Source organism: Streptantibioticus rubrisoli (assembly GCF_024436055.1).
Lineage (GTDB): Bacteria > Actinomycetota > Actinomycetes > Streptomycetales > Streptomycetaceae > Streptantibioticus_A > Streptantibioticus_A rubrisoli.
This window is the reverse complement of the sequence record NZ_JANFNH010000005.1, coordinates 249,907-273,795: the sequence shown is the minus strand read 5'-3', so window position 1 is coordinate 273,795 and position 23,889 is coordinate 249,907. Positions and strand designations below refer to the sequence as shown.

Here is a 23,889-nt window from a genome sequence, read left to right as displayed (position 1 = left end):
GGGGCGCCCGGGTCGGTGTCGACGGTGATGATGGGGGTGCCCACGTCCACCGTCGCGCCCTCGTCGAAGCGGAGCTCGGACACCACCCCGTCGAAGGGGATGGGCAGTTCGACGGCTGCCTTGGCCGTCTCCACCTCACAGACGACCTGTCCGTCGGAGACGGTGTCCCCAACGACCACGTACCACTTGAGGATTTCGGCCTCGGTGAGTCCCTCGCCCACGTCGGGCATCTTGAACTCGCGGAAGCGCTGCGCGGACTCAGTCACGGTCACTGCTCTCCTCGGCTCTCAGAAGGCCAGCGCGCGGTCGACGGAGTCGAGCACCCGGTCCAGGTTGGGCAGGTAGTCCTCCTCCAACCTGGCGGGCGGGTACGGCGCGTGGAAACCGCCCACGCGAAGCACCGGCGCCTCAAGGTGGAAGAAGCAGCGCTCGGTGATCCGGGCCGCGATCTCGGCGCCCGTGCCCAGGAAGACCGGTGCCTCGTGCACCACCACCAGCCGCCGGGTCTTCTCCACCGACGCCTGCAGGGTGTCGAAGTCGATCGGTGACATCGACCGCAGATCCACCACCTCCAGGCTACGGCCCTCCTCTTCGGCCGCCGAGGCGGCCTCAAGGCAGGTCTTCACCATCGGACCGTAGGCGGCCAGCGTCAGGTCGGTGCCCTCACGGACCACCCGGGCGCGGTGCAGCGGCGCGGGCACGGCGGAGGTGTCCACCTCGCCCTTGTCCCAGTAGCGCCGCTTGGGCTCGAAGAAGATGACCGGGTCGTCGCACTCGATGGCCTGCCGCATCATCCAGTACGCGTCCGACGGCGTCGCCGGTGAGACCACCTTCAGGCCCGCGACATGCGCGAACAGCGCCTCCGGCGACTCACTGTGGTGCTCCACCGCGCCGATGCCACCGCCGTAGGGAATGCGAATGACGACCGGCAGCTTCACCTTGCCGAGCGCGCGGGCGTGCATCTTCGCCAGCTGGGTGACGATCTGGTCGTACGCGGGGAAGACGAAACCGTCGAACTGGATCTCGGCGACCGGACGGTAGCCGCGCAGCGCGAGGCCGATCGCGGTGCCGATGATGCCCGACTCGGCGAGCGGGGTGTCGATCACCCGGTCCTCGCCGAAGTCCTTCTGCAGCCCGTCGGTGATCCGGAAGACACCGCCGAGCTTGCCCACGTCCTCGCCCATGACCAGGACCTTGGGGTCGGTCTCCAGGGAGGTGCGCAGCGATTCGTTGATCGCCTTGGCGATCGTCATGGACTTCGGCGCCGTCATCGCGCAGCCCCTTCCTCGGAACCCTCGAACTGGGCCTGGTATGCGGCGAATTGTGCGCGCTCCTCGTCCACCAGCGCATGCCCGTCCGCGTAGATGTTGTCGAAGATCGCCATCGGGTCGGGGTTCGGCATGGCGCGTACCCCCTCGCGGACCCGCTTGGCGAGCGCGTCGGATTCCGCCTCGACCTCGGCGAAGAACGCCTCGTCCGCGAGGCCCTCGTTGGCCAGGTAGGTCTTCAGCCGGGCGATCGGGTCCTTGGCCGCCCACTCGGCGGTCTCCTCGTCCAGCCGGTAGCGGGTGGCGTCGTCGGAGGTGGTGTGCGCGCCCATCCGGTAGGTGAACGCCTCGACCAGCATCGGCCCCTCGCCGGAGCGCGCGTGCTCCAGCGCCGCCCGGGTCACCGCGAGCACCGCGAGCACGTCGTTGCCGTCCACCCGCACGCCCGGGAAGCCGAATCCGGCGGAGCGCTGGTAGATCGGCACCCGGCTCTGCCGTTCGGTGGGCTCGGAGATCGCCCACTGGTTGTTCTGGCAGAAGAACACCACCGGAGCGTTGTAGACCGCCGCGAAGGTGAACGCCTCGGCAACGTCACCCTGGCTGGAGGCGCCATCACCGAAATAGGCGATGACCGCGGAGTCCGAACCGTCCTTGGCCGCGCCCATCGCGTAACCGGTGGCGTGCAGGGCCTGCGAGCCGATGACGATCGTGTAGAGGTGGAAGTTGTTCTGGTTGGGGTCCCAGCCGCCGTTGTTGACCCCGCGGAACATGCCGAGCAGGTTCAGCGGGTCAACGCCACGGGTCCAGGCGACACCGTGCTCCCGGTAGGTGGGGAAGACGTAGTCGTCCGGGCGGGTGGCCCGCCCGGAACCGATCTGGGCGGCCTCCTGACCCAACAGCGACGCCCAAAGACCCAGCTCGCCCTGGCGCTGCAGGGTGACCGCCTCGCCGTCGAAGCGCCGGGTGAACACCATGTCGCGGTACAGACCGCGCAGTTCTTCCGGGGTCAGGTCGATGGAGTACTCGCTGTGTTCGACGCGTTCACCTTCGGGGGTCAGAAGCTGTACGAGTTCGGGCTTGCGCCCGGCTCCCCCTCGACGCTTCGCGCCGCCGCGGCTGCTGCGCGCGGCAGTGCTCTTCACGCTCACGTCTGCTCCTCCGTCTGTCCGGCCCCCGGGGTCCGCCGGGAGCCAGTGCGGGCTCACCCGACTCGGCGCGGCGCACGGGGTGTGTGCGGCGGGCCGTGCCAGGAGTGACTTCTGCCCCGGCTGACGGCCTGCAAAAAGCACGTTACCCACAACTCCCGCAAATGCGCGAAGGGGCATCTACCTGCGGTTTTGCTTGGATTTCCTAGTAACTCGGCATTCCGGCAGGCCACCGGGACAACGGCACGCTATCTCGCGGATCGAAACTGCGTAAGAGGTCAGCGGATCCAATTGTGTGCGAGGCTGGTTTGGTGCCTGATGGAGGAAAAATCACGGTATTCCTGGTTGACGACCACGAAGTGGTACGCCGTGGTGTCCATGAGTTGCTCTCCGTAGACGACGACATCGAGGTGGTGGGCGAGGCGGGCACCGCCGCGGACGCGCTGGCCCGCGTCCCGGCCACCCGGCCGGATGTCGCGGTGCTCGACGTGCGGCTGCCGGACGGCAGCGGGGTCGAGGTGTGCCGCGAGGTGCGCTCGGCGCATCCAGACATCAAGTGCCTGATGCTCACCTCGTACGCGGACGACGAGGCGCTCTTCGACGCGATCATGGCGGGGGCCGCCGGTTACGTCCTCAAGGCGATCCGCGGCACCGATCTGCTCTCGGCGGTACGGGACGTGGCGGCCGGCCGGTCGCTGCTGGACCCGGTGGCCACCGCCCGGGTGCTGGAGCGGCTGCGGGGCGGTGACGGCAAGGGCGACGCGCGGCTGGAGAACCTCACCGAACGGGAGCGCAGGATCCTGGACCTGATCGGCGAGGGCCTCACCAACCGGCAGATCGGCGAGCGGCTGCACCTGGCCGAGAAGACCGTGAAGAACTACGTCTCCTCGCTGCTCGCCAAACTCGGCATGGAACGCCGCACCCAGGCGGCCGCGTTCGTGGCCCGCATGCGGACCGGGGACCGGCAGGACGGAACCGATCCGTCATAACTCACCCGTCATAGCTCATCCGTCATAACTCAGGTGAGCACGGCTGCGCGCAGTTGTATCGTTCGGGGAACGTAGGAAATCGCCGCGACAACCCCTGTCACCTGCGCATTGGGCCATCCGCCCGGCTTCGGCCGTCCCTCGTGAGTGGTTGCGCGGATACGCCACGTGAGCTGCGGTGATCTACCATTCGCCGGGTGCCCCCTCCTAGTCCGGCGACGGCGCCGCCGCCCACCGACCACACGCTGGGAGCGCTGCTCCGCCGCTACGACGGTGCCGGGACGCCGCTGTCCTGCGAGCCGGTGGCGCAGGGGCTGCTCAACCGGGGGTACCAGCTCGCCACCACCCGCGGCCGGTTCTTCCTCAAGCACTATCTGCACGATCCGGATCGGGGCACCGACCGGGACACCGCCCACCCCGCCACCATCGCCCGCCAGCACCGCGCCACACTGCGGCTCGGCGCCCTCGGGCTGCCGGTCGCGGCGCCGCTGGCCGACGCAGAGGGCCGCACGGTGGCGGTCATCGGCGGCCGCCCGTACGCGCTGTACCCCTGGGTGGAGGGACGGCACCGGGCGGGCACCGAGCTGACCGAGCGGCAGTGCCGCCACCTGGGCTCGCTGCTCGGCCTGGTGCACACCACGCTGGCCCGGGTGCTGCCCGACGACGCGCTGGCCGCCCACCCGGCCGCGCACTCCTCCGCGGTGCCCGAGGACACCTACGCGCTCATCGACGAACTGCTCCGGCTGGCCCGCGAGCGGCGGCCCCGCGACGCCTTCGACGAACTGGCCGAACACCGCCTCCTGGAGCGCCGGGCACTGCTGGAGCGGCACGCCCACCGCCGTCCCGCCGACGCCACCACCCGGGTCACCGGCTGGGTGCACGGCGACTTCCACCCGCTCAACCTGCTCTACCAAGGGGCGGAACCGGCCGCGATCGTCGACTGGGACCGGCTCGGCGTCCAGCCGCGCGCGGAGGAGGCGGTACGGGCCGCGGTGATCTTCTTCGTCCGGGACTGCGACGGCACCCTGGAGCTGGCCAAGGTGCGTGAGTACGCCCGCGCCTACCGCTCGGCCGCCGGGGTGCCGGTGGCCGAGCTGGCGGCGGCGGTGCACCGGGTGTGGTGGGAGCGGCTCAACGACTTCTGGATGTTGCGCTGGCGCTACCAGCGGCACGACTTCCGCGCCGACCCGCTGTTCCCGGCCGCGGCCGGGCTCGCGGTGTGGTGGACCCGCGAGTACGAGGCCGTACTCGCGGCGTTCACCGGCTGAGCGGCGTCAGCGGGCGGGGCTCACCCGATGCCCTGGATGGTGCCCCCCTGGCTGGTGGTGCCCTTGCTGGTACCGCTGGTCTGACCGTCTGTGGAGCCCTGCGACGTACCGGTGGTGTTACCGGACGACGTACCGCTGTTGCCTCCGGTGCCGCTGGTCGTGCCGCTGTTGGTGCCGCCCTGCGAGGTGCCCTGGTTCGTGGTGCCCTCGGACGTCCCCGGCGAGGACGGCGGCGGCGAGGAGGGCGGCTCCGAGGACGGCGGCTGAGAGCTGGGCTCACGGCTGTGCGTCGGATAGCTCGGCTCGCCCGTGGAGTTGTCGCCGCCCTGGCCGCTGCTGGTGTCCACGCTGGGCTGGTCGCTGGGCGAGCTGCTGTCGCTGGGCGAGTCGCTCGGGCTGGCGCTCTGCGACACGCTCGGCGCGGGGCTGTGCTCGTTGGCCGTACCGCCCTTGCCGCTGCCGTGGCTCATGCTGACCGCGAAGACGACGCCCAGGCTGATCGCCAGGATGGCGGCCAGCACCAGCAGCACGGTGTTGCGCCCGCGGTGGCCACCGCCGCCACGGCCGTCCCGGCCGCCGTTGCCGTGGCCGCCGTCGCCGTAACCGCCGGTGCCCTCGCCGCCGGGCGGGCCCATCAGCAGCGGCGGGCCCAACTCGGCGGTGTGCCCGGCCTGGGCGTGCGGCAGCACCGTGGTGGCCGCGGTACCGGCGGCGGACGCCGCGGAGGCCGAGTGGTCGACGTAGCCGGTGTCCCAGGCGCCGGTCCAGCCGCCCTGTTCATGCAGCATGCGCAGGGCGTACTGCACCAGGCCGTGCATCTCCTCGGCGCTCTGGAACCGGTCGTCGGGGTTCTTGGCGAGCGCGCGCAGCACCATGCCGTCCAGCTCCGGCGGCACCCGGTCGTTGACGTCCGAGGGGATCCGCGGATCGTCCTGGACGTGCTGGTAGACCACCGACAGCGGGGTCTCGCCGGTGAACGGCGGGCGCAGCGTCAGCAGTTCGTAGAGCAGGCAGCCGGTCGCGTACAGGTCGGAGCGGTGGTCGACGGCCTTGCCCAGCGCCTGTTCAGGTGACAGGTACTGCGGCGTGCCCATGACCATGCCGGTCTGCGTCATGGTGGTCGACGCGCCGTGCAGCGCCCGGGCGATGCCGAAGTCCATCACCTTGACCGCGCCCGTGTTGGTGATGATCACGTTCGCGGGCTTGATGTCGCGGTGCACGATGCCGTGCTGATGGCTGTAGGCGAGCGCCTCCAGCACCCCGGAGACGATGATCAAAGCCTGGTCGACCGGCGGTGCCTCGGAGTTGATCAGCAGGTCACGGATGGTGCGGCCCTCGCACAGCTCCATGACGATGTACGGGACGACGTTGTTGCCGACCCGGTCCTCGCCGGAGTCGTACACCGCGACCACCGCGTGGTGGTTGAGCCCGGCGACCGACTGGGCCTCGCGGGTGAACCGGGCCTTGGAGACCGGGTCCTCCGCGAGGTCGCTGCGCAGCAGCTTCACCGCCACCGTACGGCCCAGCCGTACGTCCTCCGCCGCGAAGACCTCGGCCATGCCGCCGCGCCCCAGGCGCCGGGTGAGCCGGTACCGGCCGTCACCCATGAACCCGTTCGCGCCCCACAGCTCCGGTGTGTCGTACGCCTCGGCACCGAGGGCCGAGGACTCCTCGGGGTCGCCCGAGGGCTGCGTCTGGTCCATCAGTCCTCGCCGTCGCTCATCGCCTCGTACAGGTGCTGCATACTCCGCCGGACCCAGGGGGTCCGAAGATGAACGCTACCGCCTTCCCGGTGAACCATGGGACGCGTCACTCGGGACAAGACCGCCCGTACCGCTCTCACCTGCACAAACCGTATTGGGCACAGACTGCTCACAGGCGCGATGAACACGTTGTTCACAGTTCGGGAACGGTTTCCTGGGCATCCGGTGACGGAACGGTCAAGCAACTTGACGCGTCAACCGACTCCGGCAGACTTGGCGGGCAGGATCAAGCAAGCTGAAGATCGGTGTCTTGTGCGTACGGCTCCCGTGCGCCGAGGGGGAAGCGGTTAGATGAGCGGGGACGCACGGGGCGACTTCTCGGGCACTACGGTCGGCGGCGGCCGGTACGAGTTGCGCAGCCTGCTCGGCGAGGGCGGAATGGCATCCGTCCACTTCGGCTATGACACTGTGCTGGAACGCCCGGTCGCGATCAAGACCCTGCACAGCGAACTCGGCCGAGAGGCGTCCTTCCGCGAGCGCTTCCGCCGCGAGGCGCAGTCGGTCGCCAAGCTCAACCACACCAACATCGTCTCGGTCTTCGACTCCGGCGAGGACGAGATAGACGGCCGCTCCATCCCGTACATCGTGATGGAGCTGGTGGACGGCAAGCCGCTGCGGCAGATCCTCGACGAGGACGTGGCACAGCACGGCGCGATGCCGACCGAGAAGGCACTGAAGATCACCGGTGATGTGCTGGCCGCGCTCGCGGTCAGCCATGAGATGGGCCTGGTGCACCGGGACATCAAGCCGGGCAACGTCATGCTGACCAAGCGCGGCGTGGTCAAGGTGATGGACTTCGGCATCGCGCGGGCGCTCCAGTCCGGCGTCACGTCCATGACACAGACCGGCATGGTGGTCGGCACCCCGCAGTACCTGTCCCCTGAACAGGCGCTGGGTCGCGGTGTGGACGCGCGCTCCGACCTGTACTCGGTCGGCTGCATGCTGTTCGAGCTGCTGACCGGGCGGCTGCCGTTCGACGGCGACTCCCCGCTGTCGGTGGCCTACCAGCACGTGCAGGAGGAGCCGCCCGCCCCCTCGTCGATCAACCAGTCGCTGCCGCCCGCGGTGGACGCGCTGGTGGCGCGGGCGCTGCGGAAGAACCCTGCGGACCGCTTCCCGACCGCGGAGGCGATGCAGGACGAGTGCGAGCGGGTCGCCGCGGCCGCCAAGGGCATCGCCACGCCGCTGGTGATCAGCGAGGGGCCGAAGGCCCACCAGCCCACCGCCCAGCCGGACGCCTTCGCGGTCTTCCCCAACGCCACCGGCGACCCGCACACGCCCTCGCCGTACCAGCAGGCGCCCACGCCGCAGATGAACTACGGGCCGCCGACCCCGCCGCCCAACCAGTACCAGCAGCAGCCGTACAGCCCCACCGGCTACCAGACCCCGCCGCCCACGACGCGTCCGACGACACCCGCGTACCGCACCCCGCCGCCCGCGCCGCGCAAGAGCGGCGGCAACTGGAAGCCGTTGCTGATCTTCGTCGGGGTCGCCGCGGTGATCGGCGTGGTGCTGATCACGGTGATCGTGTCGATGAGCGAAAAGACCAAGCAGCACAGCGGCGACAACACCAACACCGTGACGCAGCACACCGATTCGCCCACCGACCAGGGCGGCAATGGCGGCAACGGCGGCAACGGCGACATCAAGATGGGCGACCCGAGCCGCACGGTCGACCCCAGCACCTGCACCCAGGCGTCCGGTGGCTTCACCGACAACGGCGGCAAGATCATCATGCCCGACCTGACCTTCAAGTACATCGACTCGGTCAAGGCCTGCATGGACGCGGCCGGTTGGAAGTACAAGCTCCAGCACGAGGACGAGAACGTCTGGGGCAAGGGCATCGTGATGAGCGAATCCCCGGACAAGTACAACGAGTTCAACCCGAAGACGGACGTCATCACGCTGATCGTGTCGACGGGCAAGAGCAGCGGCTGAGGCGCGAAGACGGGTTTGAGGGCCGGGGCGCCACTTAATGTGCGGCGCCCCTGAGGGGCGGGCGCCCGTTGGTGCGCGCTGCCGCCTGACGCGCGGGCGCCGGTCAAGCGCCGCGCCCCCGACGAGAAGGTCCCGGCACACCGAGTGTGCCGGGACCGTTTCATCCCCGCCGGATCACAGGTACGGGCCGGAGCGCGTGGCGCCCGGATGGCCGCCCTCCTCGTCCTCGTGCCCCGAGACGAGGCCGGGCGGAAGGGCGCGCCGCATCTGCTCCAACTGCGCCCGTGCCGCCATCTGCTGGGCGAACAGCGTGGTCTGGATGCCGTGGAACAGCCCCTCCAGCCAGCCCACCAACTGAGCCTGGGCGATGCGCAGTTCGGCCTCGCTCGGCACACTCTCCTCGGTGAACGGGAGCGAGAGCCGCTCCAGTTCCTCGACGAGCTCCGGCGCCAGGCCGTCTTCCAGTTCCTTGATCGAGCTGTGGTGGATCTCCTTGAGGCGCTGCCGACTCGCCTCGTCCAGAGGTGCCGCCCGCACTTCCTCAAGCAGCTGCTTGATCATGCTGCCGATACGCATGACCTTCGCGGGCTGCTCGACCATCTCGGTGACCGGAGTCTCGTGGGACTCGCTCTCCTGACCGTTCTGGCCGCCGCCCAGGGCCATTCCGTCCGGGCCGACGACCAGCACGTGCGGGGTGTCCTGCTGCGACCGTTCGTTCATCGGCATCTCCATGCCGCCATTCTCTCGCACACCTGGCTCACCCATGGGTGTGCCCCGGCACATCCGTGATCAACCTGCCACGCGGCGGCGGCTTTCAGCGTCGGCGCAGTCGCAGCGCCATGAAGCCGAGCCCGAGGCCGGTCAGGGTGAGGCCGGTGCCGAGCCGCAGGATGTTGAGCGCCGGACCGACGGAGCGACGGGCGGCCGAAGCGGCGCTGAGGTCGGCGGTGCCGGTGGCGGAGACGCTGGGGACGGCGGACGCGGGAGCAGGCGGCGCCGTGGGCTGGGACGGCTGGGCGGGCGGTGCCACGGTCCCGGTGCGGTACGGACGTTCCTCGTCGGCCTGAAATTGGTCGTCCTGATCCGGACGCTGGTCTTCCAGACGCTGGTCTTCCGGACGCCGGTCTTCCGGACGCCGGTCGAGGTCCTGCCACGGGTCGGGCGGTACGGCGTCCTCGGCGTCCACCGGCCGCTCGGTGGGCCGGGGGTGGTGGGGCGGCTGGGATATCCGCTCCGGCCGCGGCCTGCCGGTGGGGACGGGGTCACGGCGGGTGGCGCCAGGGTGCGGTGCCAGCTTCGCCAGGGGAGTCGCGGGCGGGGTGCGGCGGCCCGGGTGCCTGTGCGTCGGCGGTCGCGCGGCCCGGTCACCGGGCTCGGGGCGGGCTGTGGGAAGCCGGTGCGGGGTGCGTGACGCGGCGGGCCGGGCGGTGTGCCGTGTGCCGTGCGGGCCGTGCGCGGCGGCGGGCGGGGCGTGCAGCACGAACGACGTCAGCAGGGCGGAGGCGGCGACGGTGAGGCCCGCGGCTCTTCCGGGCACGCACCGGGTTCGGGCTGCTGGCGTCACGGCACGGCACCTCCGCCTTCCACGGCCGACTCACTGGAGTGCCTTCAGCGTTACACAGCGCGACAAACCCGGCATCTCGGGCTAAGGCCTGCCCGGCGGATGCCGGGACTTCGCGGGACTCGCCCCCAAATAGCTCAGCCGTGACGGCGGGGGCCACGATGACGCGCCCCTGCGGTCGTGCCGCCATCGCGTCCGCGCCACCCGCCATCGCGTCCGCGCCACCCGCCATCGGGCCGCACGCCCCGCCATCGCGTCCGCGCGCCCCGCAATCCGCCGGACAGATCCGGAGCGGAGCGGACGGACCGCCCCGCCCCAAGCCCGCCGCTCAGGCGACCAGTACCACCTTGCCCACGTGCTCGCTCGCCTCGACCACCCGGTGCGCCTCGGCCACCTCACGCATCGCGATCGTGCGGTCCACGACCGGCTTGACCCGGCCGCTCTCGATGAGCGGCCAGACGTGTTCGCGCACCGCCGCGATGATCGACGCCTTCTCGGCGAGCGGTCGGGCGCGCAGCGTCGTGGCCATCACCGCGGCCCGCTTGGCCAGCAGCTTGCCGAGGTCCAACTCGGCCTTCGCGCCGCCCTGTAGGCCGATGATGGCGAGGCGGCCGTTGACCGCCAGCGCGTCCACGTTACGGCTCAGGTACTTGGCGCCCATGATGTCGAGGATGACGTCGGCGCCCGCGCCGTCCGTCGCCTTGCGCACCTCGACCACGAAGTCCTGCTCGCGGTAGTCGATCAGCACGTCGGCGCCCAACTCGGCGCAGTGGTCCAGCTTGCGCCCACCGGAGGCGGTGACCGCGACCCGGGCGCCGACCGCCTTGGCGAGTTGGATCGCCATGGTGCCGATGCCGCTGGCACCGCCGTGCACCAACAGCGTCTCACCCGGCCGCAGATGGGCGACCATGAAGACGTTGGACCACACGGTCGCGGCCACCTCGGGCAGCGCCGCCGCGTGCGCGAGGTCAACGCCCTTGGGTACGGGCAGCAGTTGGCCCGCTGGTACGGCAACCTTCTGCGCGTAGCCGCCGCCCGCGAGCAGCGCGCACACCTCGTCGCCCACCGACCAGCCGGAGACGCCGGGGCCGAGCGCCGAGATCCGTCCGGCGCACTCCAGACCCGGGTAGGGCGAAGCGCCGGGCGGCGGATCGTAGTAGCCCTGGCGCTGCAGCACATCGGCGCGGTTGACGGCGCTGGCCGCCACGTCGACCAGCACCTCGCCCTCGCCGAGTTCGGGATCGGGGACCTCGGTCCACACCAGGGCCTCTGGGCCGCCGGGTTCGGGAATCGTGATCGCGTACATGGCCGCGAGGCTACTCCGCCCGTCCCGTCACATCAGTGACCGTGGGCACCGCATCAGTGACCGTGGGCACCGCCGAAGTCACGGCATTCGCCGCGAAAGCCGGTCATCGCCATCACCTGGACCAGCCGGTGGGACTACTCCCAGTCGAGGTCCAGCACCACGACCTCGGTGCCGCGCTCGGCCGTGCCGCCGGGCGGGATGACGGCCATGGCGTCCGCCGCCGCGATACCGCGCAGCATCGCGGGTCCGTGGTAGCGCAGCGGCTCGGCCGTGCGTCCGTCGAGCGCGACGGGGACGAGCCGGGTGTCCATGGGGTGCCCGGGAACCGCGTCGGCCAACTCCGCCCGGCGTACGGCCGGTTCGGGGCGACCGCCGAGGGCGCGCAGCACCGGCGCGACGAGGGTCAGCACGCCGGAGACCGCGGCCAGCGGATTGCCCGGCAGCCCCACCAGCGGCCGCCCGTCGGGCAGTTGGGCCACCAGCATCGGATGCCCCGGGCGCACCGCCACACCGTCCACCAGCAGCCGAGCGCCAACTCGCCGCAGTACGGGGTGCACGAAGTCGACCGGTCCCGACGCCGTACCTCCGGTGGTGACGATCAGGTCGGCATCGCTGTCGTCGACCGCCCGGTACAGCGACTCGGCGTCATCGCCCAGCCGCCGTACCGCCCCGACCGCGCCGCCGAGTCGGGTCAGCCAGGGCGGCAGCAGCGGGCCCAGGGCGTCCCTGACCCGGCCGTCGCGCGGCAGCCCCTGGCCGAGCAACTCGTCGCCCAGTACCAGGAGTTCCACCCGGGGGCGCGGCACGACGCGCAGTTCGTCGTATCCGGCCGCCGCCGCCAGGCCCAGCACCGCCGGGGTGACCGGGGTGCCGGACGGCAGCAGTCGTTCACCTGCCCGGCACTCCTGGCCGCGTGGCCGGATGTCCTGCCCTGGAACCGGCGACGGCGGCACGCTGAGGTGGAGCCGGTCGTCGGTGACGCGTCCGTTCTCCCTGCGTATGACGGCGGTCGCGCCGGGCGGCAGGGCGGCTCCGGTGGCGATGCGTACCGCCTGGCCTGCCAGCAGTGCGGGGGACGGGTGCTGTCCGGCCAGCGCCTCGCCGACGATCCGCCATGGGCCGGTACCGGCGATCGCCCAGCCGTCCATGGCCGAGGTGTCGAACGCGGGCAGATCGGTCAACGCGTCGAGCGGCCCGTCCAGTACGCCACCGAGCGCCTCGTCCAGTGGCTTTGGCGCCCCCGCCAGCCGCCGTCCCGCGCCGGTCGCGACACGGCGGGCCTCGGGCCAGGGCAGGGCCTCACGCGTTGCCGGGGCAGCGCTCACCGGGTGCCCGGATGCGGCGGAGCGGCTCATCGCGGAGACGTTCCCGCCCCGGGCCCGCCGCTGTCCTCGGTGCCCTCGGCGGCCCAACGCCGGGCCAGCTCAGCGGCCTTGCGGGCGGCCTGCGCGACCGCTTCCGGGCCACCGCCCGCGCGGGCCGCCGCGTAGCCGACCAGGAACGTGGTCAGCGGTGCGGCGGGGCGGGCCACGCCGTGTGCGGCGTCGCGTGCCAGGTCGAGCAGGGTCGCGGTGTCCACGTCGAGGTCGAGGCCGAGTTCGGCCTTGGCCGCGGCAATCCATTCGTCCAACACACGTCCATGCTCCCTGATGCGGGCGCGGGCGGTGCTCAGGGCATCCCAGGTGTCGCAGTCGTAGCAGGCCAGGCCGCCCGGATCGGGCAGCCGCACAAGCTCCAGCTCGGCGGTGAGCAGCCGCAGCGGCAGTCCCGCCAGGGCGCCGCGGTCCTCTTCCAGCGCTTGGAGTCCGCGCCGCAGCGATGCCGTGCGATAGGCGGCGACCAGCGGGTTGTCCTTGCCCTCCGAGTCCACCAGGACGGCACCGTCGGCGTCGCCGGTCACCTGGTCGAGCAGTGCGCCGACGGTGGCCTCGGTGAGGAACGGCAGGTCGGCGGCGAGGACCAGGACCACCGGGGCCGAGGTCTCCCGCAGCCCGGCCGCCAGTGCGGGCAGCGGCCCACCGCCGGGCGGGTCCTCCCGGGTCCACCGGACCGGTCGCAGGGTCGGCCGGTCCGGTGGACCCACGACGACCGCGGCACCCGCCCCCGCGCAGGCGTCCAGCACCCGGTCCAGCAGGGTCGTACCGCCCACCCGCAGCGCGGCCTTGTCCACCCCGCCCAGCCGCCGCGCGGACCCTCCGGCGAGCACGACGGCGTCGAATCCTGTTCTGGTGCCCATGACCGCGAGTATGCCGCCTGGAGGTCCGGGGGCCTTCCCCGGAACACCCACCCGACGACGGCGAGCGGCCTCCGGCGTGAGGTGGCGGTGCGCGCAACCGCCACCCGGCGCCTCCAGCGCGGGCTAAACGCCGCGCAGCAGTACCGCGGGCTGCTCGACGCAATCCGCCACGTACCGCAGGAAGCCCCCGGACGTCCCGCCGTCGCACACCCGGTGGTCGAAGGTGAACGACAGCTGCACGACCTGCCGTACCGCCAACTCGCCTTGGTACACCCATGGCTTGGGCGCTATCCGCCCGACGCCGAGCATCGCCGCCTCCGGGTAGTTGATGATCGGCGTGGAGCCGTCGACGCCGAAGACGCCGTAGTTGTTGAGCGTGAAGGTGCCGCCGGTAAGCTCGGCGGGGCTGAGCGTGCCCGCCCGGGCCGCCTCGGTCAGCCGTGCGATCTCCGCCGCCAGTTCCTCGGTGGTGCGGGTGTGGGCGTCCCGTATCACCGGGACCACCAGGCCGCGGTCGGTCTGCGCGGCGAACCCGAGGTGCACCGCGGGCAGCCGCACCACCTCGTTGCGCTCGGTGTCCACCATGGCGTTGAGCTCCGGGTAGCGGGCCAGCGCCGCGGTGCAGACGCGGGCCAGCAGCGCCAGCACCGAGACCTTCTGGGCACCGCTCGCGGCGTTCATCGCGGCGCGTACCGCCAGCAGTTCGGTGGCGTCGGCGTCCACCCATGTGGTGGCGTCCGGTATCTCCCGGCGGCTGCGGGACAGCTTCTCGGCGACGACTCCGCGCAGCCCGCGCAACGGCACCCGGGTCTCCGCTCCGGTGGAGCGCGGTGAACCGGCGCCCAGCGCGACGCCGTTGGCGACGGCGGCGGGCACCTGCTGCGTCGCGGCGATGGCGCGTTCCACATCCGCCCGCAGTATCAGGCCGTTCTTGCCGCTGCCGTGCAACGCCCGCAAGTCCAGGCCGTGTTCCCGCGCCAGTCGGCGGACCAGCGGGGAGACCACCGGCACCGGCCCCTCGGCGACCGGCTGGGCCGTGGCGCCGCCCGGCTCCGCGCCCAGCGCGCCCGGCCTGGTGCCCGGCTCCGCTCCCGGCCGGACGCGGCGGCGGCGTGGCACCGCGCCGCCCGTCCCGTAGCCGACGAGCACGCTTCCGGAACCCTCGCCACCGGTCTGCGCGGCGGGCCGCTCCACGTCATCGGCCTCCGCTTCCCGACCGCCCACCGCGACCGTCACCAGCGGCTGCCCGACCGGCACCTCGTCGCCCGGCTCGCCGAAGCGCGCGGTGACCACGCCACCGTAAGGGCAGGGCACCTCGACCATGGCCTTCGCCGTCTCGACCTCGACCACCGGCTGGTCGACGGCGACCACGTCGCCGACCTCGACCAGCCACCGTACGATCTCCGCCTCGGTCAGCCCCTCCCCCAGGTCGGGCAGGGTGAACTCCAGTACCTGGGCCATCAGTTCACCTCCCACTGCAGACGCGCCACCGCGTCCAGCACCCGGTCGACACCGGGCAGGTGGTACCGCTCCAGCATCGGCGGCGGATAGGGGATGTCGAAGCCCGCGACGCGCAGCACCGGAGCCTCCAGGTGGTGGAAGCAGCGCTCGGTGACCCGGGCGGCTATCTCCGCGCCCGCGCCGCCGAACCCGCTGGACTCGTGGACCACCACCGCCCGGCCGGTCCTGCGCACCGAGGCGCACACCGTCTCGTCGTCGAACGGCACCAGGCTGCGCAGGTCCACGACCTCCAGTTCCCAGCCCTCCTGCCGCCCGGCCTCGGCCGCCTCCAGGCACACCGGCAGCGAGGGGCCGTAGGTGATGAGCGTCGCCGAGCGCCCGGTGCGGCGCACCACGGCGCGGCCCAGCGGGGGCACGCTCTGCGGCGCGTCGGACGACCAGTCGGCCTTGGACCAGTACAGCCGCTTGGGCTCCAGGAACACCACCGGGTCGTCGGAGGCGATCGAGGCGCGCAGCAGCCCGTAGGCGTCGGCGACGGTCGCCGGGGTGACCACGTGGAGGCCCGGCGTGTGCAGGTAGTACGCCTCCGAGGAGTCGCTGTGGTGCTCCACGCCGCCGATCCCGCCGCCGTACGGGATGCGGATGGTGATCGGCAGCGGCATCGCGCCCCGGGTGCGGTTGCGCATCCGGGCGACATGGCTGATCAGTTGCTCAAGCGCTGGATAGGCGAAGGCGTCGAACTGCATCTCCACCACCGGCCGAAGCCCGTACATCGCCATTCCGACGGCGGTGCCCAGGATCCCGGCCTCGGCCAGCGGGGTGTCGGTGACCCGGTCGGGGCCGAACTCCTTGGTGAGGCCGTCGGTGATGCGGAAGACACCGCCCAGGGTGCCCACGTCCTCGCCCATCACATGGACGTGGGGATCGTCCGCGAGGGCGTCGCGCAGCGCCTGGCGCAACGCCTGGGCCATGGTGGCCGGTTTGCGCGTGGCGGGCGCGGACGCCGGGGCGGTCGCGGTGCTCATCGGTCCTCCTCGGCGTCCAGCTCGGCGCGCAACTGGGCGGCCTGCTCACGTAGTTGGGTGGTCTGCTCGGCGTAGACGTGGTCGAACAGCTCCATCGGGTCCAGCACCGGGTCCGCGTTCATCTCCTCGCGCAGCCGGGCCGCCAGCGCCTCCGCGCCGTCCGCGACCGCCTTCGACTCCGCGTCGTCGATCAGGTTCCGGTCGCGCAACTCGCGCTCCAGCAGGTCGATGGGATCGTGGGCGCACCATGCCTCGACCTCGGCGGCATCGCGGTAGCGGGTGGCGTCATCGGCGTTGGTGTGCGCGTCGATCCGGTAGGTGACCGCCTCGACCAGGGTGGGGCCACCGCCTGCCGCGGCCCGCTCGATGGCCTCGGTCAGCACCTGGTGCACCGCCGGGGCGTCATTGCCGTCCACCAGCCGTCCGGGCATCCCGTAGCCGACCGCCTTGTGGGCGAGGGAGGGCGCGGCCGTCTGCTTCTCCAGCGGGACGGAGATGGCGAACCCGTTGTTCTGTATCAGGAAGACCACCGGGGCCCGCCACACGGCGGCGAAGTTGAGCGCCTCGTGGAAGTCGCCCTCGCTGGTGCCGCCGTCGCCGACCATGGCCAGCGCCACCGTGTCGTCCCCGGCCAGCCGGGCGGCGTGGGCGAGACCGACGGCGTGCGGCAGTTGGGTGGCGAGCGGGGTGCACAGCGGCGCGACGTGCCGGGCCCGCGGGTCGTACCCGGTGTGCCAGTCGCCGCGCAGCAGGGTCAGCGCCTGCACCGGGTCGACGCCGCGGGCGACGACCGCGAGGGTGTCCCGGTAGCTGGGGAACAGCCAGTCCTGGGGTCGCAGCGCCAGCGCCGCGGCGACCTGGCAGGCCTCCTGCCCGGTGCTCGACGGGTACACCGCCAGCCTGCCCTGCTGGGTGAGCGCGGTGGCCTGCCGGTTGTAGCGGCGGCCGCGCACCAGTTCCTCGTACAGCCGGCGCAGCAGCGCGGGGTCGAGGTCCCGGGCCGCGGGCGTGCCGAGCAGCCGGTACGGCTCGGGCTCGGGCAGCAGCGGTGCCGGGTCGATCCGGGCGTGCCAGCCGGGCGGCGGTGTGTGGCCGGATCCGGCGGCCTCCGGCGGCTTGGGGGCGGGCCGCGCGGAGCGCTTCGCGGGACCGGCGGCGGCCGGTGACGGTGGGGACAGGCGGGCCATTGCGCACCTCCTCATGGGCGGTGTCCGCGCACCCGCCGAAGGGCGAGTGCCACACAGGGCGAGTGGGGTTCCACTCGCCTACCGATTGTTCGGTCGTCGGCGGCATTTTGGCCACAGTCGTGTCGAGCCTGTGGACAAACGGTTCTCCACACCCTCTGATGGAGGCAGTACGTCCATGGTAGGGAGGCCCGGGGGGATGGCGACTGAACATATGGCCGAGATCCGGCAGCCCGCGCGTCCGCTGGACGCCATCGACCGGGCGATCCTGCGCCTGCTCCAGGAGGACGGGCGGGCGTCGATACGCTCCGTCGCCGACCGGGTGCACGTCTCGCGTGCCAACGCGTACGCGCGCATCAACCGGCTGGTGGAGGACGGGATCATCCGCGGATTCGCGGCCCGTGTCGACCACGAGCGGGCAGGTCAGGGCGCATCCGCGTACATCACACTCAAGATCGTGCAGAACTCATGGCGCACCGTACGCGAGCAGCTCCTCACACTGCCGGGTGTCGCGCACATCGCCCTGGTCAGCGGGGACTTCGACGTGCTGATGCTGGTGCACACCGCGGACAACCGCACGCTGCGGGAACTGGTGCTGACCAGGATCCAGGCGGTGCCCGAGGTCCTGAGCAGCAGGACACTGCTGGTCTTCGAGGAGACCGACCTGGTGGTGGACGACTACCCACGGTAGCCAGCCCGCGCGGCGGGCTCGTCGCGGCGAAGCCCCGGCCCCCGGGGGCACCGCGGGCACGGCCCGCCGATGCCCCCTTGAGACCGCGCGCCAGCCGCCTTACGTGCGGAGGCCGTCGAAGGCGAGCCGGACCACGGTGTCCGACACCTGATCGCTGACCGCCGGACCGCCAGACGGCGGCCGGTACCACTCCACGATCGAGTTGATCATGCCGAACAGCAGCCGGGTGGCGAGCCGTATGTCCACGTCGGCCCGCAGGTCGCCGTCGGCGACGGCGGCGTCCAGCAGTTCGGCCATCCGCTGGTCGAACTCCCTGCGCCGCTCCAGCGCCCAGCGCTCGGTGTGGGTGTTGCCGCGCACCCGCAGCAGCAGGGTGACGTACGGCAGCTCCGCCATCAGCACGTCCGCGGTGCGGTGGACCACGTACTCCAGCCGCTCCACCGCCCGGCCCTGCAGTGCCCGCGGCTCCTCCAGGATGCCGAACAGGCCGTCCAGCGCGCGCCCGACCGCGCGCTCCAGCAACTCCTCCTTGCCGCGCACATGGTGGTAGATCGACGACTTCGAGATACCGGCGGCGCGCGACAGATGCTCCATGGAGGTCCCGTCGTAGCCGCGCTCGATGAACACCTCCACCGCGACCGCGAGGAGGGTTTCGGGCGTGTAGGTGTCCCGCTTGGGGTCGGAGGTACCGCGCTGTGCCATGGTCATGATGACAGCACACCTCCCGGTGCCATGCTCCAGCGGCTCAGCGCGACGCTGGGTGCGTAGCGGCCGGTGGGGTACGCGGCGTGGAGTCGGTCGAGCACTCCGGCCACCCACTGCGGCGTCAGCCGGCCACCCCACTCCAGCGGTCCGAGCGGGTAGTTGACGCCCAGCCGCATGGCGGTGTCGATGTCGGCGGGCGAGGCGACACCCCGTTCGACGGCGTCCGCCGCGAAGTCGACCAGCATCGCCACGGTACGGGCGACGACCATCCCCGGTGTGTCCCGCACCACGCTGACCCGCTTGCCGAGCGCCTGGAACAGGCCGACCGCCGCCGCCACCGCCTCTGGCGCCGCGCCCCGCGCCGGGGCCAGGGCGACCCGGGTGGCGGTCCGGTAGTCAAGGGCGAGGTCGAACTGGATGGTGTCCGCACCGTGGCTGGCCGCCAGCGAGCCGTCCGCGAGCATCAACTGCCCGGATCCGGGCAGCCCGAGGAAGCCGTACCGGCCAACTCCCGAGCGGCGCACCGCGATTCCCGCCTCCGCCACCAGCTCCACCAACTCGCGGACCGGGGCCGGGCCGTCGGTGAAGACCACCGACTCCGGCGGGTCGCTCGGCGGCGCGGTGTGCGGTTCCGGTTGGCCGTCCTGCGGGCCGTAACGGAACCAGCCGCGGCCGGACTTGCGGCCGTGCAGTCCTGACTGCACGAGTCGGCGCTGGGCGAGCGAGGGGGTGAACTTCGGATCCTGGAAGAAGGACTCCCAAACCGACCTGGTCACCGCCTCGTTGACGTCCTGGCCGATCAGGTCGGTGAGTTCGAACGGGCCCATGCGAAAGCCGCCGCTCTCCCGCAGCACCGCGTCGACGGTGGCCGGGTCCGCGGCCCGCTCCTCATGGAGCCGGAACGCCTCCGCGTAGAACGGGCGGGCGATCCGGTTGACGATGAAGCCGGGGGTGTCGGTACAGCGCACCGGTGTCTTGCCCCAGGCGGCTGCCGTCTCGTACGCGAAGTCGGCCACTGCCTGCTCGGTGGCGTGCCCGCGGACCACCTCGACCAGCGGGAGCAACGGTGCCGGGTTGAAGAAGTGCATCCCGACGAAGCGTCCGGGCAGCCGCAGCGCGCCCGCGATGGCGGTGACGGACAGCGAGGAGGTGTTGGTGGCCAGCACGCAGTCGTCCGCGACGACGCCTTCGAGGTCGCCGAAAAGCCGCTGTTTCACCGCCAGGTCCTCGGCCACCGCCTCGATGACCAGCCCGGCACCGGCGAGGTCGCCCAGTTCGGCCGCGGGAGTGATCGCGGCCACCGCGGCGTCCCGCGCCGCCTGGTCGATCCGGCCTTTTTCCGCCAGCCGGTCCAGGCGGGCGGATATCTCCTGCACGGCCTGCTCGACCCTGCCTGGCACCGCGTCGTAGAGCGCCACCGGGTGGCCCGCTACCAGCGCGACCTGCGCGATTCCCTGGCCCATGGTGCCCGTGCCGACGACGGCGACGGTGGTGTGCGTGACCGGTTTGTCCATCGTGTCCGCTCCCAGAGTTATCCACAGGACCGAAAGCCCCTCTTGCCCCGACCGACCATTCGGTCAAGACTGATCTCGCACACCATATTGCCCGTACCCGCTCGACAAGGAGTGGCCGCATGGCCGAAGAGCTTTCCGCCGCACAGTTGATCGAACGGCATCGAGCCACTTTGGACAAGGCTCTCCAGGCAATCCGCACCCGTGAGTACTGGTCGCCGTTCCCGGAACACCCGAAGGCCTACGGCGACGGCAACGGGCTGGGCCCAGCCGAGGGCAAGGCCGCCTTCGAGGCGGTGCTGGGGCAGCGCTTCGCCCTGGAACAGCCCGGCACCGACGCCTGGACGGGCGCCGAAGTCTCCCCGTACGGCATCGAGTTGGGGGTCAGCTACCCGCACCCGGACGTCGACGCGCTGCTGCCCGCGATGCGTGCCGCGATGCCGCGCTGGCGGGACGCCGGAGCCGAGGCCCGCGCCCTGGTCTGCCTGGAGGTGCTGGCTCGGATCAACGCGGCGAGCCATGAGTTCGCGCACGCGGTCATGCACACCACTGGCCAGGCGTTCACCATGGCCTTCCAGGCGGGCGGGCCGCACGCCCAGGACCGCGGCCTGGAGGCGGTGGCCTACGCCTACGAGGAGCAGACCCGGGTGCCCGGCGAGGCGGCGTGGGTCAAGCCGCAGGGCAAGCGCGACCCGCTGCGGCTGCGGACCACGTTCACCGCCGTTCCGCGCGGGATCGCCCTGCTCGTCGGCTGCAACACCTTCCCCACCTGGAACGGCTTCCCTGGCCTGTTCGCCTCCCTGGCGACCGGCAACCCGGTGCTGGTCAAGCCGCACCCGCGCGCCGTGCTGCCGCTGGCGCTCACCGTCCGGCTGGCCCGCGAGGTGCTGGCCGAGGCCGGGTTCGACCCGAACCTGGTGTGCCTGGCGGCCGAGCGGCCGGACGAGGGGCTGGCCAAGACGCTCGCCGTCCGCCCGGAGATCCGGATCATCGACTACACCGGCTCCACCGCGTTCGGCGACTGGCTGGAGGCCAACGCCCGGCAAGCCCAGGTCTTCACCGAGAAGGCCGGGGTGAACACGGTGGTCATCGACTCCACCGACGACTACCGCGGCATGCTCTCCAACCTGGCGTTCGCCCTGTCGCTCTACAGCGGCCAGATGTGCACCACCCCGCAGAACCTGCTGATCCCGCGCGACGGCGTCGACACAGACGCCGGGCACAAGAGCTTCGACGAGGTGGTGGCCGACCTCGCGGCGGCCGTGGAAGGGCTGCTGGGCGACGATGCCCGGGCCAACGCGCTGCTGGGCGCGATCGTCAACCCGCAGGTGCTGGAGCGGCTTGAGGCCGCGCCGTCGCTCGGCTCGGTGGCACTGGCCTCGCGGACGGTGACGCATCCGGAGTTCCCCGACGCGGTGGTGCGCACCCCGGTGATCGTCTCGCTCGACGGGGCGAAGCCGGACGCGGAGAGGGCCTGTCTGTCGGAGTGCTTCGGCCCGGTCTCCTTCGCCGTCGCGGTGGACTCCACGGCGGACGCCCTCGCGCTGCTGCGCCGCACGATCCGCGAGAAGGGCGCGATGACGGTCGGCGCCTACACCACCTCCCCGCAGGTGGAGCGGGCGATCGAGGAGGTGTGCGCCGAGGAGCTGGCCCAGCTGTCGCTGAACCTGACCGGCGGGGTGTACGTCAACCAGACCGCCGCCTTCGCCGACTTCCACGGCACCGGGGGCAACCCCGCGGCCAACTCGGCGCTGTGCGACGGGGCGTTCGTGGCGAACCGGTTCCGGACGGTGGAGGTGCGCAGGCCGCAGTGACGGCACCGGGCAGGGCGGCCCCCACGCGGGGCCGCCCTGCGGGCGCCGGGCCGGACCGTAGGCTGAGGCCATGAGCGAGGACGAAGCCATGGCCGCGGCGCTTGAGTGGCGCACCACCGCCCCCGAAGCCGTGCTGCTGGACGGCTTCCACGCGCTGAAGCACGCGCTGCGCTTCGACGCCGACGTACGGCTGGTGCTGACCAGCGACAAGGCGGCGCTGAGGGCGCTGGCCGAGAAGCTGGCGGGCGATGTCGCCGACCGCCTTGACGCGCTCGCCCGGCAGGTTCCGGCCGAGGTGCTACGGGAGTCGCTCGCCAAGGCACCCCATCCCACCGGGGTGGCCGCCCTGGCGGTCCGGCCCAGCACCCGCTCAAACCTGGAGACGCTGAACCAGCGGCCCAGGCCAACTCCCCTGGTGGTGCTGGACAATCCGCGCAACCTCGGCAACGTCGGCGCCGTCATCCGGCTCGCCGCCGGGTTCGACGCCACCGGCGTGATCACCACCGGCGACCTCGACCCGTGGCACCCCAACGCCGTCCGCGCCTCCGCCGGGCTGCACTTCGCCACCGCCGTCGAGCGGTTGGCCCCCGCCGATCTCCCCCAGGGCCCGTTGTACGTCCTCGACCCGGAGGGCGAGGACATCCGCTCGACCACCATCCCCGACGACGCGCTGCTGGCGTTCGGCTCGGAGCGCCATGGCGTCTCGGAGCAACTGCGCGCCCAGGCAACGAAGTTGCTGGCCATTCCGATGCGTCCCCAGGTCTCCAGCTTCAACCTCGCGACCAGCGTCGCCATGGGCCTGTACCACTGGCGCTCGACGACGCGGCACGGGTAGTCCCCCGGTCGGCTATCCCACCAGCGTGGACCTCGACGGCTCGTCCGCGGAACGCTGCCGGGGGATGACCGCCGCGCGGGCCGGGCGCAGCAGCCGGACGAGGCGGTCGCCGAGCCAGCGCAGGAACCCGGTGGGCAGGAAGACCGCGTCCGCCGCGATCATCGCCAGGGAGAAGAACGGCAGCCCCAGGATCACCGCGATTCCGGCGTGCTCGCACATCATCAGGGCGAGCAGCACGTTCTTCACCCGGCGGTTGAACAGCGTGAAGGGGAAGGCGACCTGCACGATCACCGTGCCGTAGCTGATCAGCATCACCATCAGGCCGTTGCCCGCGAGCGCGTGGGAGAGCGCGGGCCAGGGGGTGAAGTCGTTGAGGTGCAGCGGGTAGTACAGGGCCGTGCCGTCCTCCCAGCGCGAGCCCTGGATCTTGTACCAGCCAGCCGTCGCGTAGACCAGGCACACCTCGACGACGATGACCAGCATCGCCCCGGCGTGCACCAGGTTGCCGATCATGTCGAGAACGGTGCGCGGCTCACCGGGGGCGTGGCGGCGCACCAGCCACCAGGCGGCCTGCGTCGCCATCGCCGTCCACAGCGCGGCGGTCCACAAGCCGCTGAGGTCGCCGACCGCGGTGACCCAGGCCAGCACGACGGCGGAGCAGATCCACAGGGCGATGCCCACCGGATCGCGGCCGGGCGCGCCGGAGTCGGCGGTGCGGCGGGACCGTCGGCTGTCCAGTGACCAGACCTGTCCGCAGCGGGTGAACGCCAGGTAGATGGCCATGATGTGCAGGACGTTGTCGCCGCCGTCGCCCACGAACACGCTGCGGTTCTGCAACGCCAGCACACCGACCATGAACAGCAGTGACGCGGTGCGGGTGCGCCAGCCGAGCAGCAGCATGACGCTGGCCGCGATGGCGACGGCGTAGACGACCTCGAACCACACCCCGCTGTCGGACCACATCAGTGCGGTGAAGGCGTGGTTGGTGGCGATCAGGGAGCGCGCCATGTTCCAACTCCACGGGCTGCCCGGCCCGTAGAGCTCGTCGCGGTGCGGCCATTCACGCAGCAGGAACAGCAGCCAGGTCAGTGAGAAGCCGATGCGGATGACCGCGGACTGGTAGGGCGCGACGGCGCTGCCGGTGATCCTGGCCAGGCCACGGGCGACCGCGCGGTCGACGCCGCGCAGCAGT

21 protein-coding genes are annotated in these 23,889 nt (G+C 71.8%); 6 read left to right on the top strand and 15 right to left on the bottom strand.

The window, feature by feature from the left end; all coding sequences use genetic code 11:
* The 3 genes from NON19_RS09305 to pdhA (NON19_RS09295) all read right to left on the bottom strand — a co-directional run.
* A partial coding sequence (locus NON19_RS09305) for a biotin/lipoyl-containing protein (protein ID WP_303653524.1) occupies positions 1-230 on the bottom strand: 230 nt, incomplete at its 3' end.
* A gap of 57 nt (positions 231-287) precedes the next feature.
* Positions 288-1,271: an alpha-ketoacid dehydrogenase subunit beta gene (locus tag NON19_RS09300; protein WP_255926205.1), complete on the bottom strand. Its 984-nt coding sequence runs from the start codon at positions 1,269-1,271 to the stop codon at positions 288-290.
* A complete protein-coding gene (gene pdhA / locus NON19_RS09295; protein WP_255926204.1) occupies positions 1,268-2,416 on the bottom strand; it encodes a pyruvate dehydrogenase (acetyl-transferring) E1 component subunit alpha in 1,149 nt (382 codons plus the stop codon). The genes NON19_RS09300 and pdhA (NON19_RS09295) overlap by 4 nt, the downstream gene beginning before the upstream one ends.
* A 308-nt stretch (positions 2,417-2,724) precedes the next feature.
* Between pdhA (NON19_RS09295) and NON19_RS09290 the strand changes: the two genes are divergently transcribed.
* Both NON19_RS09290 and NON19_RS09285 read left to right on the top strand, forming a co-directional pair.
* Positions 2,725-3,402 (top strand): response regulator, encoded by a 678-nt coding sequence (locus NON19_RS09290; RefSeq protein WP_255926203.1) that lies wholly within the window; start codon positions 2,725-2,727, stop codon positions 3,400-3,402.
* Between the two features lie 194 nt (positions 3,403-3,596).
* Positions 3,597-4,667: a phosphotransferase gene (locus tag NON19_RS09285; protein WP_255926202.1), complete on the top strand. Its 1,071-nt coding sequence runs from the start codon at positions 3,597-3,599 to the stop codon at positions 4,665-4,667.
* Positions 4,668-4,687: 20 nt separating this feature from the next.
* Here the strand turns inward: NON19_RS09285 and NON19_RS09280 are convergent, their stop codons facing one another.
* A complete protein-coding gene (locus NON19_RS09280) occupies positions 4,688-6,370 on the bottom strand; it encodes a protein kinase domain-containing protein (RefSeq protein WP_255926201.1) in 1,683 nt (560 codons plus the stop codon).
* A 351-nt stretch (positions 6,371-6,721) separates the two neighbouring features.
* Between NON19_RS09280 and NON19_RS09275 the strand changes: the two genes are divergently transcribed.
* Positions 6,722-8,368: a protein kinase domain-containing protein gene (locus NON19_RS09275; protein ID WP_255926200.1), complete on the top strand. Its 1,647-nt coding sequence runs from the start codon at positions 6,722-6,724 to the stop codon at positions 8,366-8,368.
* Between the two features lie 174 nt (positions 8,369-8,542).
* Here NON19_RS09275 and NON19_RS09270 read toward each other — a convergent pair whose 3' ends face one another.
* From NON19_RS09270 to pdhA (NON19_RS09235), 8 genes are all read right to left on the bottom strand, one after another.
* The gene (locus tag NON19_RS09270; RefSeq protein WP_303653483.1) at positions 8,543-9,100 is read right to left on the bottom strand and encodes a bacterial proteasome activator family protein; all 558 of its coding nucleotides are present in this window, start codon (positions 9,098-9,100) and stop codon (positions 8,543-8,545) included.
* 82 nt (positions 9,101-9,182) lie between these two features.
* Positions 9,183-9,905, bottom strand: coding sequence for a hypothetical protein (locus NON19_RS09265; RefSeq protein WP_255926199.1), 723 nt, complete (start codon positions 9,903-9,905; stop codon positions 9,183-9,185).
* 352 nt (positions 9,906-10,257) lie between these two features.
* Complete coding sequence (locus NON19_RS09260) at positions 10,258-11,235, bottom strand: NAD(P)H-quinone oxidoreductase (RefSeq protein WP_255926198.1); 978 nt, start codon at positions 11,233-11,235, stop codon at positions 10,258-10,260.
* A gap of 134 nt (positions 11,236-11,369) precedes the next feature.
* Positions 11,370-12,647 carry a molybdopterin molybdotransferase MoeA gene (locus NON19_RS09255; protein WP_372514050.1) on the bottom strand — a complete coding sequence of 426 codons (1,278 nt, stop codon included), beginning with the start codon at positions 12,645-12,647 and terminating at the stop codon, positions 11,370-11,372.
* Positions 12,587-13,471, bottom strand: a complete 885-nt coding sequence (locus NON19_RS09250; RefSeq protein WP_255926196.1) for an NTP transferase domain-containing protein — start codon at positions 13,469-13,471, stop codon at positions 12,587-12,589. Before NON19_RS09250 ends, NON19_RS09255 begins: the two co-directional genes overlap by 61 nt.
* Before the next feature lie 123 nt (positions 13,472-13,594).
* Positions 13,595-14,932 (bottom strand): dihydrolipoamide acetyltransferase family protein, encoded by a 1,338-nt coding sequence (locus tag NON19_RS09245; RefSeq protein ID WP_255926195.1) that lies wholly within the window; start codon positions 14,930-14,932, stop codon positions 13,595-13,597.
* Entirely contained in the window at positions 14,932-15,957 is a 1,026-nt protein-coding gene (locus NON19_RS09240; protein ID WP_255926194.1) for an alpha-ketoacid dehydrogenase subunit beta, read from the bottom strand. The genes NON19_RS09245 and NON19_RS09240 overlap by 1 nt, the downstream gene beginning before the upstream one ends.
* The gene (gene pdhA, locus NON19_RS09235; protein ID WP_255926193.1) at positions 15,954-17,144 is read right to left on the bottom strand and encodes a pyruvate dehydrogenase (acetyl-transferring) E1 component subunit alpha; all 1,191 of its coding nucleotides are present in this window, start codon (positions 17,142-17,144) and stop codon (positions 15,954-15,956) included. Before pdhA (NON19_RS09235) ends, NON19_RS09240 begins: the two co-directional genes overlap by 4 nt.
* Before the next feature lie 196 nt (positions 17,145-17,340).
* Here pdhA (NON19_RS09235) and NON19_RS09230 point away from each other — a divergent pair, with 196 nt between their 5' ends.
* A complete protein-coding gene (locus NON19_RS09230) occupies positions 17,341-17,832 on the top strand; it encodes an Lrp/AsnC family transcriptional regulator (RefSeq protein ID WP_255926192.1) in 492 nt (163 codons plus the stop codon).
* Between the two features lie 99 nt (positions 17,833-17,931).
* Here the strand turns inward: NON19_RS09230 and NON19_RS09225 are convergent, their stop codons facing one another.
* Both NON19_RS09225 and NON19_RS09220 read right to left on the bottom strand, forming a co-directional pair.
* Positions 17,932-18,540 carry a TetR/AcrR family transcriptional regulator gene (locus NON19_RS09225; RefSeq protein ID WP_255926191.1) on the bottom strand — a complete coding sequence of 203 codons (609 nt, stop codon included), beginning with the start codon at positions 18,538-18,540 and terminating at the stop codon, positions 17,932-17,934.
* Positions 18,537-20,051 (bottom strand): 3-hydroxyacyl-CoA dehydrogenase, encoded by a 1,515-nt coding sequence (locus tag NON19_RS09220; protein ID WP_255926190.1) that lies wholly within the window; start codon positions 20,049-20,051, stop codon positions 18,537-18,539. The genes NON19_RS09225 and NON19_RS09220 overlap by 4 nt, the downstream gene beginning before the upstream one ends.
* 119 nt (positions 20,052-20,170) lie before the next feature.
* Between NON19_RS09220 and paaN the strand changes: the two genes are divergently transcribed.
* Together paaN and NON19_RS09210 are read left to right on the top strand one after the other, a co-directional pair.
* Complete coding sequence (paaN, locus tag NON19_RS09215) at positions 20,171-21,862, top strand: phenylacetic acid degradation protein PaaN (RefSeq protein ID WP_255926189.1); 1,692 nt, start codon at positions 20,171-20,173, stop codon at positions 21,860-21,862.
* 70 nt (positions 21,863-21,932) lie between these two features.
* Positions 21,933-22,697 (top strand): TrmH family RNA methyltransferase, encoded by a 765-nt coding sequence (locus NON19_RS09210; protein WP_255926188.1) that lies wholly within the window; start codon positions 21,933-21,935, stop codon positions 22,695-22,697.
* A gap of 12 nt (positions 22,698-22,709) precedes the next feature.
* Here the strand turns inward: NON19_RS09210 and NON19_RS09205 are convergent, their stop codons facing one another.
* The gene (locus NON19_RS09205; RefSeq protein WP_255926228.1) at positions 22,710-23,888 is read right to left on the bottom strand and encodes an HTTM domain-containing protein; all 1,179 of its coding nucleotides are present in this window, start codon (positions 23,886-23,888) and stop codon (positions 22,710-22,712) included.
* Position 23,889 lies beyond the last annotated feature (1 nt).

Coding starts and splice junctions, on each gene's coding strand:
- NON19_RS09300 (WP_255926205.1), bottom strand. CDS start 1,271: ATGACGGCGCCGAAGTCCATGACGATCGCCAAGGCGATCAACGAATCG.
- NON19_RS09280 (WP_255926201.1), bottom strand. CDS start 6,370: ATGGACCAGACGCAGCCCTCGGGCGACCCCGAGGAGTCCTCGGCCCTC.
- NON19_RS09275 (WP_255926200.1), top strand. CDS start 6,722: ATGAGCGGGGACGCACGGGGCGACTTCTCGGGCACTACGGTCGGCGGC.
- NON19_RS09270 (WP_303653483.1), bottom strand. CDS start 9,100: ATGGAGATGCCGATGAACGAACGGTCGCAGCAGGACACCCCGCACGTG.
- NON19_RS09260 (WP_255926198.1), bottom strand. CDS start 11,235: ATGTACGCGATCACGATTCCCGAACCCGGCGGCCCAGAGGCCCTGGTG.
- NON19_RS09250 (WP_255926196.1), bottom strand. CDS start 13,471: ATGGGCACCAGAACAGGATTCGACGCCGTCGTGCTCGCCGGAGGGTCC.
- NON19_RS09245 (WP_255926195.1), bottom strand. CDS start 14,932: ATGGCCCAGGTACTGGAGTTCACCCTGCCCGACCTGGGGGAGGGGCTG.
- NON19_RS09240 (WP_255926194.1), bottom strand. CDS start 15,957: ATGAGCACCGCGACCGCCCCGGCGTCCGCGCCCGCCACGCGCAAACCG.
- pdhA (WP_255926193.1), bottom strand. CDS start 17,144: ATGGCCCGCCTGTCCCCACCGTCACCGGCCGCCGCCGGTCCCGCGAAG.
- NON19_RS09230 (WP_255926192.1), top strand. CDS start 17,341: ATGGCGACTGAACATATGGCCGAGATCCGGCAGCCCGCGCGTCCGCTG.
- NON19_RS09225 (WP_255926191.1), bottom strand. CDS start 18,540: ATGACCATGGCACAGCGCGGTACCTCCGACCCCAAGCGGGACACCTAC.
- NON19_RS09220 (WP_255926190.1), bottom strand. CDS start 20,051: ATGGACAAACCGGTCACGCACACCACCGTCGCCGTCGTCGGCACGGGC.
- paaN (WP_255926189.1), top strand. CDS start 20,171: ATGGCCGAAGAGCTTTCCGCCGCACAGTTGATCGAACGGCATCGAGCC.
- NON19_RS09210 (WP_255926188.1), top strand. CDS start 21,933: ATGAGCGAGGACGAAGCCATGGCCGCGGCGCTTGAGTGGCGCACCACC.